Genomic DNA, 15,217 nt, shown 5'->3' with positions numbered 1-15,217 from the left:
CTATTCCATACTATACCATAAATTAATAATTATAACAGATTATAATGTTTATAGATACAGAAAATACAGGGTGAACTCTTTTGAAGCCCCAGATCAATAAATTATATGAACTCATAGAAAAAAGTAGTGTAGAAGAAGTATTGCTTACGGCACCCGATAATATAGAGTATTTCCTAGGTATAAGAACAATTGCTGATTCTGTACTACTACTTCATTATAGGAAAGGAGATAATCTTCGAATATATGTTCCACTACTAGAATATTATAGGTTCAGAGACTCCCTTAGCAAACTTGGAGTAGAAGTTATAGCTGTCTCCAAAACAGTTAAGCCTAGTGATGCAAGGATTGTAGAGAGTGATTGGAAAACCCTCATAGGAAAACTAGTTTCTTCTGATAAAGTAGGATTTGATAAATCCCATGTCTCACCACTTAACACATTAATAACAAGTATATATGGGGATAGAATAGTTGATTTATCGAAAACAATAAACCAGTATAGAATGAAGAAGGAAGATTGGGAAATAAGATCTATTACTAGAGCGGTCGAAATAACTAGTAAAGGCATTTATGAGGTAGCAAATAATCTTAATGAAAGGATTACAGAGGCTGAAGTCGCTGGTTTCTTCGAATATCGTGTTAGGAGGGAAGGTATAGACGAATACGCTTTCCCACCATTAACACTGTTCAAGCCTGGAAATAGTTACCCACATAACCTTCCCTCAAACACTAGGCTTGGCAGAAGAAATCTTGTATTAGTTGATGTCGGAGTTAAATACAATGGTAGATGTAGTGATATAACGAGAATGATTATATGGGGCAGGATCTCGGAGGAGGAAAGGAAGACTATTGAAGCAGTGAATAAAGCAGTAGATAATGTAATAGATAATATACAGCCGGGAATAGAAGCTGGAAAACTTGCTGAAATTGCTGTGAAAACCCTTGAAAAACACGGGTTATCCGAGAAATTTATTCATGGATTAGGACATGGGTTCGGAGTATTAGTGCATGAACCACCATATATTAGGATAGGTGAGAAAACAAAGTTAGAGCCTGGAATGGTTTTCACTGTTGAGCCAGGAGTATATTTTGCAGGTAAATATGGTGTGAGAATAGAAGAGGATGTATTGGTTACGAAGAGAGGAGTAAGAGTATTATCGAAAATGATCGAGAGAGTTATTACTCCTTAAAATACTCCACTATTTTCTCGACTCCAGGCTTACCAATTATTAATGACTTGATAAACTCTATTTTCTTGGGAGAACAAATAATTTTCTTCCCATCCAATCCTAGCACAGGCACGCCTAATCTTTTAGCTATACTAATACCTCCAGCAACGTCTAGGTTTCTCAATCTACCAGTGTTGTGGAGGAATAAATCTATTCTGCCGAGAGCGGCATAGACTGATTCTAAGGCAGCTGATCCTATTACTCTTAATCTAACTTCTCCGCCGAACTCTTTCTTCATAAACAAGTATACTTTTCTAAATGTTTCAGCTGTATTAGTGTATACAACATTTATTCCACTCATACGGGAAAGATATTTCTCGACTTTAACTCTGTTAATATATACATTTGATTTATCAAAAGAATATATTTCCTTCAAGAACACATTAGCTACTGCTCCAGCAATTGATTCGGTTAAATCATTACTATTAATATCGTAAAATACAAGTGATACAGCTACTCCGGGTATGCCGAGTGTATAATTTAGGCTTCCATCAAGAGGATCCATTAAAACAATGAATTGAGGATTATTGCCTAATCTTATAATCCCGGCTTCCTCACTAACAATATGTAGATCTAAACCGGTATTTTTCAATAACTCAATAGTATATTCTTCCACCAACGCATCTATTCTCCTCGTAGTATCACCGGAAGCCCCCTTACCCACAATTGTGCTTAAAGACTCTAATCCATAGAGGTCTCTTAAATAACCAGCTGACTCACCTGCTATTCTAAAAGCTATTCTTTCCATTTCTTCATCTATTCTCATCAATAATCATCCCATTTACTAGTTCAATTAATTCTGCTCCACTATATGTTAATAAATATTTTTACATAATATCCATCCATATATCTTGTTTCAATGATTTTCCGAAAAATCATTCGAGAGATTTTTCTACAAAAATTATTATAATATATTGCTAGGTGAGAAAATGTTTTATCGGCTACTATACCCTATGAGGACATACTTGGTAGTCTCAGGTAGACTAGGTGAAGAAATAAATGTTATGACTGCTGATTGGGTAACAATACTTTCTTCTGAACCATTCCTAGTCGGCGTAGCTGTTTCGCCCAAAAGATACACACATAGATTGATTACAAAATATAAAGAATACGTAATAGCTGTGCCGAGCATTAATATGTTGGATGATGTATGGATTGCTGGCACGAAGAGTGGACCTGCTAAAATAAAAGATATGAAAATTACATTTACTGCTTCTAGGCGCATTAAAACACCAAGTATCAGGGAAGCGTTGGCAAATATTGAATGTAAATTGGTGGATTCGAAGGATTATGGTGATCATACATTTTTTGTCGGTGAAGTAGTTGATTATACATATGATAAGAATGCGTACTGGAATGATGAACCAAAACTAGATGCTGGATTTATAGCGCATGTAGCTCGTAATAAATTCGCTAAGTTCGAGAATAAAATATTGGTTCCTAAAACTGATCATTAATAAACATGTTTATTTATAGCATATAGGTAAATTCATAGTTAGGTATATTATTATTGCCTAGTAAAAATATACATAGATTAATGTATAGATAGATTGTATATATAGGGGGTTTAGTTGGAATATATCAAAGCATCTTTTAGGATGGGAAAGGATTCAGTAATTGAGGGGAGAGAGGATATTATTCCTTTTGTATTATCTGTTGAAGGAGTATATAGCGCTCACCCACCGATAGCATTTCTAATAGTTATTGATACTAGTTATTCGATGGACGGAGAAAAAATCTTTAGAGCTAAACAAGCAGCGTTAAGACTTCTGGATATACTGCGTGATAAGGATTATGTTGGAGTATATGGTTTTGCAGGAAAATTCTATAAAGTTTTAGAACCCGTTCCAGCAACTAATAGAAACGAGGTAGAGAAGGCTATTATTGGTTTAAAACTTGGAAGCGGAACAAACATTTATGATACATTGAAGAAACTAGTTGAAGAAACGAAAAAAGTCTTGGAAAGCGGAGCTATATCTCTTGTTAGAATAATATTCATCACTGATGGCGAACCAACTACTGGACAGAAGAAACCAGAGAAAATACTTGAAATGGCCAAGAAACTACGTGAAGCTGGAGCTTCAGCCCTAATAATAGGTGTTGGAACAGAATATAACGAGAAACTATTATCTAGAATGGCTATGGTGCTTAATGGTGAATTCGAACACGTTAGTGACCCAGCTTCGCTAGAAAAGCTAATATCGGAGTATGCTAAGTCAACACAAGAAATTAGCGCTAAAAACGTAGCAGTACTGTTCAGGTTAAGCCCTGGCTTCCGAGTAGACATATACAATAGACCATACAATAATATACCGGAGGGTGTCGAAGTAGAAATCGGGGACATATACTATCGTGAAATAATCGATATTGTAGGAGATATAACAACTCCTCCGCTACTAATAGGAGAAGCACACATTGGAGAAATACAAATATCATATGTTAATCCGGAAACAGAAGAACAAGAATTCGCAACACCAATACCTATAAGGATCAAGGTTAAACCACTAGAAGAAGCTTCAACTGTTAAAGTAGATGAAAAAGTATTAGCCGAGGTGAGAATGATTAGAACAGCTACTAAATTACAAGAAACACTTGAAAAAAGAAAAGCTAAAGATTTACAGAAAGAGTTAGAAGAATTAGTAGAAACAACTATGCGTGTTGGTAGTGAGGGATTAACAGCTAAAACTCTTAATATTAAGGAACGCATAGAAAAAGAAGGGTTAACGCCTGAAACCTCGAAGGAAATGGCTTCAGTTATATCCAGGATTATTTCAGGTAGATTAAAAGAAGAAAAGAAAGGAGAGGGTGAAAAGAATGAGTAAAGAACAAGTTGAACCAAAAAATTCAATCCTAATACTTAGAGTTGTAAAGAGTAACTTCTTTATGCCTCAAACAGAATGGTCTCTAGAACCAGGTGAATACGTACTCGGCAGATACCCTACAAACGATATCGTAATCCCCGATCCCTATGTTTCACGGAGACATGCTCGAATTTTCTATGAGAACGGTGAATGGTATATAGAAGATTTAGATAGTACAAATGGGACCATTGTTGATAACGAAGATATAAGAGGTAAGGGTCCCAAGAAGATAAATAATAACTCAGAAATAGTGGTTGGTTTGACAATATTATCAGCTACCATTGAGGAGAAACCCCAGGAATAAATGACAATATATCCAAAATATTCACATAATAATACATCAGATGTTTTAAGTCATAGTGATAGTTCAAGTTAGTAGGGGATATATTGTGGTCGAATTTAAGCCTTTCACAAAAATAGATGATGCAAGCAAGGAATTTATTGATCCCGTAGTTTTATCATATATTTTACTGAAACAGAAAGTATTAATTGTAAATAAGAAAGCCAAGCTAGTTAAATGTTTAAATTATTTAAAAAATAAGAGTATAGAAGCTCTAAAACAAAATTCTATTTTATACTTAGTTATAAAATCAATAGATTCAAGATGGACTATAAGATCTATAATTGCTGGAACACTTATAATATCAATGGTTTATGAAACAAAAGATGGTGTACAACTCGTTGGCGGATTAGCATATAATACCTTGTTTAAAGAGATATATCCAAATAATCCAGTTGTAAAATATAATGTTGGAGTAATCACTATTGATAGTCTACCAGACACTATTAAAGTATACGTCGAAGAAAGTCTTCGGGAGAAGAGAGAGGAAAAACCTCCATATATATGGGTAAACAAGGTTCTCTACGACTTATATATCGAGAAAATTGTTACGGATAAAGGAGCATATATGTATGTTCTCTTGGGAAAAGACAAGTTTGAACATAGATATGCTGTAAAAATACCTAGAGAGAAAACTGTAGATGGTAAACCATTAGCTATAAGCACTAATACTAACGCATTAAACGAGGTCTTAAAAGGCATAATTAACAGTTTAGAAGTATATTCGTCTACAAAGGATAGTATCAGGAAAGGATTAGTATCTAGAGGATACGACGAATACTATGCTGATCAACTAATTTTTTACCGTAAATATATTCTTAGACCAAGAGCAATTATTATGTTAAGAACATCTTTTACAGAAGAAGAATATATTGAAAGTCCACCAATGATTCTAGAAGATTATGCTAATTTAGGTGATTTAGATACAAAGATCAAATCGAAACCATTGAATCAAAGAGAACTAGCCTTTCTAGCAATCAGGCTTGCAGGGGCTTCGGCTTTAGTACATATAAATCATTTTATACACATGGACATCAAACCCCAAAATATATTGTTAATAGAAGATGAGGGAGAACCATATGGATACGCTCCATTAATAGGAGACTTTGTAGGATTGCCTCATATTTTTAATTCAGTGATCGAATTAAAGAAATCAACACCAGAATATGCTGATCCAATAGCTCTAGTTCGTGGAAGAGCAAGTTATAACTATGACGTCTATAGTCTCGGAATAACTTTATTCTACGCTGCAACAGGTAAGAAGCTGAAAAGTAGAATCTTGCTAAACTTGTTGACACTTAAAAATATTTATGGAACACCTGTTCCTCTAAGAGTTTTTCTAGTCGAAAACCCAGAGCTAGTCCAGTATGCTAGGAGACTAGAAGCTTTATACCATGAATATAATAGTAAAAAACATAAAATACCGGTAGAAACATTTGTAACTCAACTGCTTACTATAATAGAAGATTATGATAGAGAACAAATTAAAATAATAGATAAGGCCTTGCCAAGTAAGCTAGCCAAAGTCATCAAGAAATCAATAACTCTCAGCGAAACAGATAGGTATCAAGACTCTGTAGCTATGTGGCTGGATTTATTAAACAACATTAAGGAGCTTGGATACACAAACCTCATTCCATCATAGGCATTCTAGCATATTTCCTACTAATACTAATAAGATTAGGTAAATAAACTAAATTGTACTAGATCCTTTACTTTCCTCTCTCCAAACCAGTAATTTTTAGCTAAGATATGTTTTCTATAAATCACTTAATTTCTATAACAGAGCTTTTACTAGCTCTAATATTGAGGGTTGCTTCTGCTATTCCACTACTATATCTCGTTATTCTTCTCAAACTATCAAATACCATTGTTAGAACAATTTTCTCCTGATCACTAATATCGCCAACTAGTATCTTGTTGAAAAGCATATTATCAATTGTTTTTATAATCTCTTGAGCTTCAAATATAACTTCTTCTGATTGTTGCCTGCTAAGCCTATATAACCCATCCATTGCTTTATTAAATAAACTATTTATTCTAAGCCCAATATCATATGTTTCCTTACATAATACACAATCGTCTGGTCTATGATATGTTCTTTTAGCAATGTTTACGGCATGATCAGCTATTCTCTCAAGATTTCTCGCTAGTATCCTATAATTTATAGCTTCTACAGGATTTGATATGCCTAGTTCATTCATGATTCTAATATCAAGAAGTGCGAGAGCAAGTTGTCTAACAATCATGAAATGGAAACGATCAGCCTCATCATCTCTTTGCAGAACAGCTTCTGCTAGTCCAGTATCTTTGGTATAGAATGCCTTTAATGCATCTAGTAACATATTATTGACGATCAAATGTAATCGTCTAGTTGCCCTTATTAATGGTAATTCTTTAAGGTCTAGGAGGATCTTCATCATAACACTATTATAGGTTTCATCAACAACTTCTATACCAGCAAGCTTTATTCTGGCATGATTTTTAAGCTCACTTATTCTCTTAGCCAGTTCTGGAATATTTTTATCAAACGTTACGGTTATACTGCTATATCCTGACAAATACATTGCAACAAGTATTCTGAAGACTTGATCATTCTCAATTGGTTTTAGAACCCTGATCTCCCCTGTTAACATGCCTGCTTCTAATTTTGGAGGAGTAATGATGAGTTTACCTTCATGTTCATATATTAAAACATAGTCTCCTGATTTTAACCCCATACTATCTATCCAGTCTTTAGGCAATGTTACTATATATGACGATGATCCGGTTTTCTGTATTTTCCTCTTCTCAACCATATTTCAGCACCACACCATTACATATATATTCATATCCAAATATGTCTTTGCATATATGTATTTTATAAATTCGTATTTAAATAATATGTTCTTAGTAATTAGTTAGATATAACTATAGTGGGGATGTTCTATATAGAACACATCCTCTTCGTACAAATATGTTACATTTACTATTAATGCATAAATCGATAAAATATAAAATATTAACAAACCATATAGTATTTAGAGTGCCCCGGAGCCTACGCAACGCTCCCGTGTACCGGGAGGGTATGAGCGTAGGACGGGTCACTCCCGGCTATAACACATTAAAACATTCAATTCTTCAACAATATTTTAGTTGTGAAGAAAATTACTTGTAGATATATGTCCGAAAATAAAGTATTTAGGAAAAGAGAATACGGCTAGGTTATATATGGTTATCTTGGTAATTTCTTCTTGGCTGGGATGAAGTTTCTTTTTTCAGGTGGTTCTATTTCTTCCATCTTCATTATTTCTCTAAATAATTTCTCATCTTCGTCTTCGTTGCTAAGTAGTTTACGTATTTTGACATAAGTTTCTATTAGTTCGCCGGGTATATTGTCTAGTCTACCAAATATGTATTTGTATCCTTGTTGCTCAAGCCATTTAGTAAAGTCTTCTTCTAATCCTGCATCTATGATTAATCTTAAAAGGGCACGTTTATAGCTGGGATCCATGTGTAACTCCATAATTAATCTCCTAGAATAGCTTTATGTAGACATATAATATTTTGTTTTGACTAGTATTTTAATGTTTAAACTTATTTCTAATCTTCTTCCTCCTCGATCTCTATTCCTTCTATTTCAATATTGTAGTTATCTAGTTTTTCGTTTAGGTTTTCCTCCATCCCACTATAGATTTTTACGATCAATATATCGCCTGGTTTGATAACAGTGTTCTCATTTGGTAACGGTATAATTTTTCTTCCACGATAAATAGCTATGGGAATAGCGCCTAGTTCGTCTAGGCCTAGTTCTCCTAGAGGTGTTTCTTTGAAGTTTGAGGGAATCTTTAGCCTAACTATTCTCTCAATACTCTCCTCTTCGACTCGTTTCACTATAGGGTGAATTGGCAGGTTTGATGCTAGGGGAGTGACGAGCTCGGCAGCCGCATCCGCCACGTTCTCCATACTGATAACAAAACTTAATAGCCCTGTTGCTTCTTCGGGGTTATCGTGGAACTTCTCTATTATTGTAAGTATCATTTTATGTATTGTATCATCGACTATTTCCTCGAGGTTTAATACTTCTATAGCAGCTAGCTTGTCATTGTTTACTATTGCATGAAAAGCTAGATCAATCATTACATCCGTTATATTCTTCATATATGCTATTTTCTTCGCAATTTTGTTCTCTCTTTCTTCAACTAATGGTTTCTTCAATGCTAGTTTATCGCCTAGAATATTTGCTATTGTATTTAAAGAATCAAGTGTTCCTCTAACTATTAATATGTCTCCTAAACGTATTTCTTCGTTCTCGCTTGGATTAATTATCCAGTAATTCTCTCTTCTAATTGCTAATATGTTGAATCCAGTCATGATCTCGTATAGCCTACCTACACTGAATCCCTCCAATCCCTTATTTTGTACTTTAATAGTTGTAACTACTTCTTCTGATTCAAGCAGTGCTGCTCTAACGGGCTCGCTTATACCTATATTTCTAATAACAAGCATAGCGATATCTGCGGCAGAATCACTTAGTTTATCGAGGGCATTAGCCATTCTATAAACACTAACCATTTCTTCAGCGTCCCTCGCAGATCTAACTGCTAGACTAGCTTGCATAACTAGTAGGCTCCAATCAGCATCCAGTTTATCCTCTATTCTCTGAACCTCATATGCGATGCTTGTATCTTTAACCACTACAGAATAATATGCTAGATCAAGCATTAGCCTCGAATAAACATTCATTTCCATCAATAAATCTATTACTGGAATAGGCTCATATTTAACGGGTCTCGGCGCTTTTAAAGGCAATTTTCTTCCCCAGAACAATATATAATGTTTTCTTATTTCCTAATATCTGGGATATTCTGAAAATCAATATGTGATTTGGTATAAATAAGTCTAAATAAACTAGTTACTTTAATAAATACGATATCTTAGAATACCTACTAGTCCTCCAAATGTTTTCTTGATCCATGCTCCTTCAGGCACATCATCACTTAGAAATACTGGTTTAGCACCATATTTCTTTGCTAGCTCAGCCCATTGATGAGCATCTGGTCTATCTTCATCTATAATTAATGTTTTAATAGCGCCCATTTCAAGCGCTCTCTTAACATCTTCTTCACCATATATTATCATTCCATCATCTTTTGCTAGATTGAGCTTAAATTCTTCCACAGCTTTTAACGCATCCACGTATTCTTGTTCCTTTAACAGATCAGAGGCTTTCATAACCATTTCTCTTAAACCCACTTCTCCTTGATAACTTACATCTATAAGTCTTGGTAGAACAAGTTGTCTCAATCTGTAATCTAGATAGTCTCCCTCAACGAAATCATATTTACTATATGCTGGTCCACCAATAAGTATAGCTTTTAATTTGCCCTGTTCAAGTAGAGGTAAGAACTTTTCCTTAGCATGTTCTCCTACACGTTTATAGAAGTCATGAACCATTTGCTCTATTATTCTATCAAATCTTCGCTGACTCTGTCCTCCTCTATGATGTTTTCCAGGTATATAATCCTCTATCTCCTCTAACACTTCTAGCCTGCTCCCTTTCAATAACCCCAAAGTAGCAGCGTCTCTTTCAATAATTATAAGGCCTACTAGATTGCTTTCAACAACCATTTCTTCTAGGAATTCTGTATGGAAATGTTTATCTGTCCTATAGAAATAAACAGGTACTTTCTCTGGGGGAACAAACATTAAGCATATAAAGTCTCCTGTATCCATGTCTTCGCCACAAAATAATGCTAATCCATTATCAGGGATCTTCGGTATCTTACTTAATCTCTCAATAGCGGCTTTCAATGCTCTCTGAACAGCTGATCTAGTCTTCTTTAATTTTATGTTATCAGTAATTGAGAGTTCTTGTCGAAGCATATTTAATACATCACTAACCGGCCTACCGGGAGGAATATATAGACTTAGGAGAACAGTAGCTGGAGCACTCCATTTCTTAAGTTCCTTAATTATTTCTCGGAGCTGTCTTCTATCAACATACAATGACTTAATTTTTTCCTCACTATAGCTAAAAACCCATCCCTCAACACGCTCCTTTACTAGATAATTTTTATATAGAGTATCCTAGAGTGTTAAACATGAATAATGCTTTATATATTTGCCCCTGTCGGGGGAAGGGGTATTTTGAACATTTTGAGAGCAAACTTCATAAATCCATCTATAAACATTATTCAGGAAGCATATAGGATCCTGAAAAGTTGTGGTTTAGTTGTCGGGGTAACCGATACATTATATGGAATATTTGCTGATCCTTTTAGAGATGAGTGTGTTTCAAGAATATATGTTGTAAAGAAAAGAAAGGGAAAACCAATTCCGCTTTTAGCTTCCAGTCCTAAAGCTGTTTTTTCTATTACAAATATAAACCATAATTTACAGCGGTTTCTCGAAGTAATCTGGCCGGGACCTGTTACAGTTATATTGAAGCCTATAGACAGTATATTCTCTGAAGAAATACATTTAGGTACAGAAAAAATCGGGTTTAGAGTACCAGCATCACCTCTGCCTCGAAAACTAGCCGAACTCAACGGTGGATTCATTACAGGTACTAGCGCAAATATAAGCGGGTTAAAACCAGCTAAGAATATTGAGGAAGCAATTAAACAGTTGGGCAACAATATTGATCTATATATAGATTCAGGCACAGCCCCTATAGGGGAACCTTCTACAGTAATAGATCTCACATCGGAAAAACCCCTCATAGTTAGGGATGGAGTAGTTTCATATAGATCTATAATAAGGCTCTACAAGCATATAGTTTCAAAGAATCATGAATGAGTTTCAAAAATACAACTAATTAATAATATGTATAAGTTTCTAAATGCAAACAAAATATATAAATCCATAATATATTTCTTTTACATATTTAACTTTAACAATATAATTCAGGTATTTAGGGGAGAAAATATGAACTGATATAGATTTTTATTTTCCACAGTAAAATATTATTTTGTTTAAGGCGGTTTAAATGAGTAGCGGAATATTATATGTAAATACCAGTGGAACCGAAATATTTGTTTTAGAAAATCTACGGGAAAAAATAGATTTTGATAAAATAATGGATAAAACTACTTCAGACTGGCTTTACATATTATTGTTAAGAAGAGTAGTTAGTTTCGCAACAGTTTTTAAGATGTTGACTCAGCATTGCCAAGGAGAACTATGTTATGTCAGGATATATTTTTATGAGTTGAAGAAGCAACCTATACAATTAATTCTTAAGATTTTTGATCAAACATTTATTATTTTAATTAATAGTGATCCTCCGATCGATAAATTATTGAAAAGAATAATTGCAAATCCAAGATTCGGTGAAACAGTAGTATTTATATCTAAACTTGGAAAATATAATATAGCAATTGATGCAGAATTAGCTAATGATCTAAAACTAGCTAGGAAACTCTACATGGAGTTGTCACCAATAGTTTTTGGTAGGGGATTCGGAAGATTAGTAGCCATGAATATGAAGAGAATCGGTGCAAGATACAACGTTACTTTATGTGTTGATAAAGAAGGAGTATCTGTTCAATCTATTTATGAAAACATAAATCTCCTCATAAAGAGCGTTAGCCAATGCATTCGTTGATCAATGTAATCCTTTAAAAATAAACTAGAACAATAAAATAATGGGGTCTATGAAATGATCATTAGAGCTACTTTACTTTTAGGAGATGATGATTACTCGAAAATAGTTAGAGAAATAATTGAATACGTAGTTGACCATATAAACTCTAATAGTGAAGACTATGAATTACTAATAGATTTAAGAGTAGAAAATAATATTGAAGATGATAAGCCTATTCTCATAGTAGAAGACCTCGATCCTATTATTATAGATAAATTACCAAGCGTAGAAACACTACTTAACATATTCATGATTGCAGGAGACGCTAAATATCTGGGCTTAATTGATAAATCCCATGTCCCAATAGAAAATAATGTACTTTAATGCTTCGATAAACTATGAGCCACTTGTTCAGAAGCCATTTTATAGAATGGACATTTATCCCAGTATTTAATACATTTCTCAACAGATGATCGAGTTATGTATTTATCTAAATAAGTACACCTCGACACACACACGTTTTCCTCGATCTGCTTTACCTCGAAGAATGGGCACTCACTATTATAGTTGCAGGGAATAATATGTATAGGTAAATAAATATTGGTAGATTCTTCAATACCCATATACTTGTAGAGTTCTTCACTGCTTTTAATAGTATAATATGAGCATTCATTATAATTATCAGATAAACAATAACCAAGATTTACAGGCTCACTGCTTGGACTACCATATTTCTCAATAGTTTTAGGACTATAACATAATCCGTTCAAATAATATGGGCACCGCGGCAAGCTTTATCGCCTGAAAAATCATATGGTTTGAAACCTAAATAAAAAATAGGGTAAGTTTTTCAAGAAAAACAAAAAGTGTATAATGTATAATATTATACAGATTATTTGGTTAATTGTAACATAGTTGTTAACTATAAATTAATATTTCACATATAATATATATTATTTTAGAATAAAACAAGTTATTGAAAGGTGAATAAAATGGTGGCAGAAGAGAAGAAGACTCTTGAGCCCCTTAGCGAAGAAATAACAATCGATCTATCTAGAGTTCCTTTAGCTCCACAAGGTAAGAGAGAAATACAACAACTAGAAATGGCATTAATTATAGCGACACTATATAGTCCTGAAGTATTAGAACTAATAAGGGATCCTATAGAGAGAGCAACGTGGGTGGATAGCTTAGCGGTTGCAGCGGCAGCTCTAGCTAGACAAAAAGCAGGTTACCCTATAAGTAAGATCGCGGATGAAGTAGGCAGAAGCGAAACAATGATTCGTGCTTATCTTTCCGGCAAGACAAAAGCTGGCAGACTAGTCTTACAAACATATGAGAAACTCAAGAAGGGAGAACTAAAAATAGTAGTTCCATTCATTAAAGTACCCACGGAAATGGTGGAGAGAGTACAGAAGCTAGAGGAAGAACTAAAACTACTAAACAATGTAAAGAAAGAATACGAAGAAAAACTAAAGAAGCTCGAAGAAGAAATAAATAAGCTGAAAACAGAAAATGAAAAGCTCAAAGCAGAGATAGATGAGAAAACCAAAATAATAAACACTATAAAGGAGAAACTTCTAGCTTTAAAGGAACTTATAGAATACATAGAGAAACTTTAATTATAACCAGTTATTTTTACTATCTAAACATAATCATGTGGTACAATATCCATATTCATAAATGTTTTTCCATTAGTCTCATAAATTTTTATCTGTACACTTGAAACATTATCATATTTCAAATTATTATTCTTAACTAAACGAACCTCATACATATATCTGCTATTAATTCTGCCGACCATTTTATACGTGTATCCCCTATTAGCATCTAGAAGACTATTTGAAATAAGCTTCTTGATCTTGTCAAATCCTAGATTATCTATACGAGCAGCTTCTACATTTCCCTTCCATAAAATATTCCTACTCCTAACTATGAATCTCTGCTTCACTACATCTTCGTCAATGAAATATGGTTGTTCAAATACTATCTCCATACCTACCACCCTACTATATGTATTTTCATTATTTCTATATAGATTTAGGTTGTTATATATATTTTTGGTATAATAAATAATATAGGAGCTCTATATACTGGAGTATATTATGGATAAATACTTGTATTTTTCTCTTTTATAATTTTACTTCGCTAATTTATTGTTCGAAGAACAAAAATCTGCGAGGAGAGCATGTAGAATGTCAACGGGATTTGCAGTAGCAGTTATTGATGATCAGGGGAGAGTCATTGATTATAGTGCACCTATCAATATGAGCTTTGATACATTACGTGAAGCCATCAGATTAGGATATGATATGTTTAGAATGATCAACGTTATAGTTAAAGAAATTGGTTATGAAAAACCTAGAAATATTACTGTTAAAATGAACAATTATGAGATTACAGTATTTAGTAGGGGTTCAAAAATCATCGTAGTTATATTCAGCAATGAAGAATTAATTCCGGCAACAATGAATATTTCAAAAGCTACAATGGAGACTTAAATAGTTTTTCATAATTCTCATTAATCTTAAATAAAACATATTCAACCGGCATGTTCTTAACTTTTGCAATATATTCTATTGTTTCAACTACATAGTCGGGGCGTAGCTCTAAACTTTTATACTTGTATGGAGCATCTGTTTCAGTCAACATGTTTTCAAGGGGGGCATGCTTGATTACTTTTCTATGCTTTTCCTGTATTTTCCATGCTGCATTTATTCCTACATAGTAGCCCGAACCAGTAATTTCTTCTAACAAATTCAGTGGACCAGTATACCAGTGAAAATATGCTCTATTTATATCATTCTTAACCAGTAACTCATATACTTCTCTCCAAGCACCAGCTGTATGTAGATTTAAGACTAGATCATATTCTTTAGCTGCTTCCAAGAAAATCTCAAATATACTGAACTGGTGATCATATGTTTTAGGCACGAATCTCTTATCTAACCCAACTTCTCCCAGACACTTAACATTATTTTTAATCGCTAGATCCGCGATATTTTTTGCGTGTTTTATATTATACTTGTGTGCTTCCCATGGATGAATACCTACACACGGCGTAATCTCGAGTTTCTTTCTTATTTCAAGGGTTTTCATACTAGACGCTGGATCATCGGATACACATACTAGTAAAATGTTCTTCTCGATAAAACTAGATAGTTCTTCTACACTGTATTCGTGACAATGGCAATGCATATCAATGTATTTAATCATTAAAAAC

18 protein-coding genes are annotated in these 15,217 nt (G+C 33.8%); 10 read left to right on the top strand and 8 right to left on the bottom strand.

Annotated features, from left to right (window positions below; translation table 11 throughout):
• The first annotated feature begins 80 nt into the window (after nt 1-80).
• Complete coding sequence (locus SMAR_RS02770) at nt 81-1,187, top strand: M24 family metallopeptidase (RefSeq protein ID WP_011838847.1); 1,107 nt, start codon at nt 81-83, stop codon at nt 1,185-1,187.
• On the opposite strand, the gene SMAR_RS02765 is transcribed toward SMAR_RS02770, so the two are convergent.
• Nucleotides 1,177-1,992, bottom strand: a complete 816-nt coding sequence (locus SMAR_RS02765) for an inositol monophosphatase family protein (RefSeq protein ID WP_011838846.1) — start codon at nt 1,990-1,992, stop codon at nt 1,177-1,179. The genes SMAR_RS02770 and SMAR_RS02765 overlap by 11 nt on opposite strands.
• 163 nt (nt 1,993-2,155) lie before the next feature.
• Between SMAR_RS02765 and SMAR_RS02760 the strand changes: the two genes are divergently transcribed.
• The 4 genes from SMAR_RS02760 (at nt 2,156) to SMAR_RS02745 (ending at nt 6,072) form a co-directional block, all read left to right on the top strand.
• On the top strand, nt 2,156-2,683 hold the full coding sequence (locus SMAR_RS02760; protein ID WP_011838845.1) for a flavin reductase family protein: 528 nt from the start codon (nt 2,156-2,158) through the stop codon (nt 2,681-2,683).
• A 114-nt stretch (nt 2,684-2,797) separates the two neighbouring features.
• Entirely contained in the window at nt 2,798-4,048 is a 1,251-nt protein-coding gene (locus SMAR_RS02755; protein WP_011838844.1) for a vWA domain-containing protein, read from the top strand.
• Nucleotides 4,041-4,391 carry an FHA domain-containing protein gene (locus tag SMAR_RS02750; protein ID WP_011838843.1) on the top strand — a complete coding sequence of 117 codons (351 nt, stop codon included), beginning with the start codon at nt 4,041-4,043 and terminating at the stop codon, nt 4,389-4,391. Before SMAR_RS02755 ends, SMAR_RS02750 begins: the two co-directional genes overlap by 8 nt.
• An 85-nt stretch (nt 4,392-4,476) precedes the next feature.
• Nucleotides 4,477-6,072: a protein kinase domain-containing protein gene (locus SMAR_RS02745; protein ID WP_011838842.1), complete on the top strand. Its 1,596-nt coding sequence runs from the start codon at nt 4,477-4,479 to the stop codon at nt 6,070-6,072.
• Nucleotides 6,073-6,193: 121 nt separating this feature from the next.
• Here SMAR_RS02745 and SMAR_RS02740 read toward each other — a convergent pair whose 3' ends face one another.
• From SMAR_RS02740 to prf1, 4 genes are all read right to left on the bottom strand, one after another.
• Nucleotides 6,194-7,225, bottom strand: a complete 1,032-nt coding sequence (locus SMAR_RS02740) for a phosphate signaling complex PhoU family protein (protein ID WP_011838841.1) — start codon at nt 7,223-7,225, stop codon at nt 6,194-6,196.
• Nucleotides 7,226-7,641: 416 nt separating this feature from the next.
• A complete protein-coding gene (locus SMAR_RS02735; protein WP_011838840.1) occupies nt 7,642-7,932 on the bottom strand; it encodes a hypothetical protein in 291 nt (96 codons plus the stop codon).
• 77 nt (nt 7,933-8,009) lie between these two features.
• Entirely contained in the window at nt 8,010-9,218 is a 1,209-nt protein-coding gene (locus SMAR_RS02730; protein WP_011838839.1) for a potassium channel family protein, read from the bottom strand.
• Nucleotides 9,219-9,326: 108 nt separating this feature from the next.
• A complete protein-coding gene (gene prf1, locus SMAR_RS02725) occupies nt 9,327-10,415 on the bottom strand; it encodes a peptide chain release factor aRF-1 (RefSeq protein ID WP_011838838.1) in 1,089 nt (362 codons plus the stop codon).
• A gap of 141 nt (nt 10,416-10,556) precedes the next feature.
• On the opposite strand from prf1, the gene SMAR_RS02720 reads away from it, so the two are divergent.
• From SMAR_RS02720 to SMAR_RS02710, 3 genes are all read left to right on the top strand, one after another.
• Nucleotides 10,557-11,207, top strand: a complete 651-nt coding sequence (locus tag SMAR_RS02720) for an L-threonylcarbamoyladenylate synthase (protein ID WP_011838837.1) — start codon at nt 10,557-10,559, stop codon at nt 11,205-11,207.
• Between the two features lie 190 nt (nt 11,208-11,397).
• Nucleotides 11,398-12,015, top strand: coding sequence for a hypothetical protein (locus SMAR_RS02715; RefSeq protein ID WP_011838836.1), 618 nt, complete (start codon nt 11,398-11,400; stop codon nt 12,013-12,015).
• 54 nt (nt 12,016-12,069) lie between these two features.
• Complete coding sequence (locus tag SMAR_RS02710) at nt 12,070-12,378, top strand: hypothetical protein (RefSeq protein ID WP_011838835.1); 309 nt, start codon at nt 12,070-12,072, stop codon at nt 12,376-12,378.
• On the opposite strand, the gene SMAR_RS02705 is transcribed toward SMAR_RS02710, so the two are convergent.
• Complete coding sequence (locus SMAR_RS02705) at nt 12,375-12,764, bottom strand: hypothetical protein (RefSeq protein ID WP_244372473.1); 390 nt, start codon at nt 12,762-12,764, stop codon at nt 12,375-12,377. The genes SMAR_RS02710 and SMAR_RS02705 overlap by 4 nt on opposite strands.
• Nucleotides 12,765-12,986: 222 nt before the next feature.
• Between SMAR_RS02705 and SMAR_RS02700 the strand changes: the two genes are divergently transcribed.
• Nucleotides 12,987-13,616 (top strand): transcriptional regulator, encoded by a 630-nt coding sequence (locus SMAR_RS02700; protein WP_011838833.1) that lies wholly within the window; start codon nt 12,987-12,989, stop codon nt 13,614-13,616.
• Nucleotides 13,617-13,639: 23 nt separating this feature from the next.
• Here the strand turns inward: SMAR_RS02700 and SMAR_RS02695 are convergent, their stop codons facing one another.
• On the bottom strand, nt 13,640-13,990 hold the full coding sequence (locus tag SMAR_RS02695; protein ID WP_011838832.1) for a hypothetical protein: 351 nt from the start codon (nt 13,988-13,990) through the stop codon (nt 13,640-13,642).
• Between the two features lie 199 nt (nt 13,991-14,189).
• On the opposite strand from SMAR_RS02695, the gene SMAR_RS02690 reads away from it, so the two are divergent.
• The gene (locus SMAR_RS02690; RefSeq protein WP_011838831.1) at nt 14,190-14,495 is read left to right on the top strand and encodes a hypothetical protein; all 306 of its coding nucleotides are present in this window, start codon (nt 14,190-14,192) and stop codon (nt 14,493-14,495) included.
• Here SMAR_RS02690 and SMAR_RS02685 read toward each other — a convergent pair.
• Nucleotides 14,479-15,210: a TatD family hydrolase gene (locus tag SMAR_RS02685; RefSeq protein ID WP_011838830.1), complete on the bottom strand. Its 732-nt coding sequence runs from the start codon at nt 15,208-15,210 to the stop codon at nt 14,479-14,481. The genes SMAR_RS02690 and SMAR_RS02685 overlap by 17 nt on opposite strands.
• Between the last annotated feature and the right edge of the window lie 7 nt (nt 15,211-15,217).

Source organism: Staphylothermus marinus F1 (assembly GCF_000015945.1).
Taxonomy (GTDB): Archaea; Thermoproteota; Thermoprotei_A; order Sulfolobales; family Desulfurococcaceae; genus Staphylothermus; species Staphylothermus marinus.
This window is presented reverse-complemented; position numbering and strand designations above follow the sequence as displayed.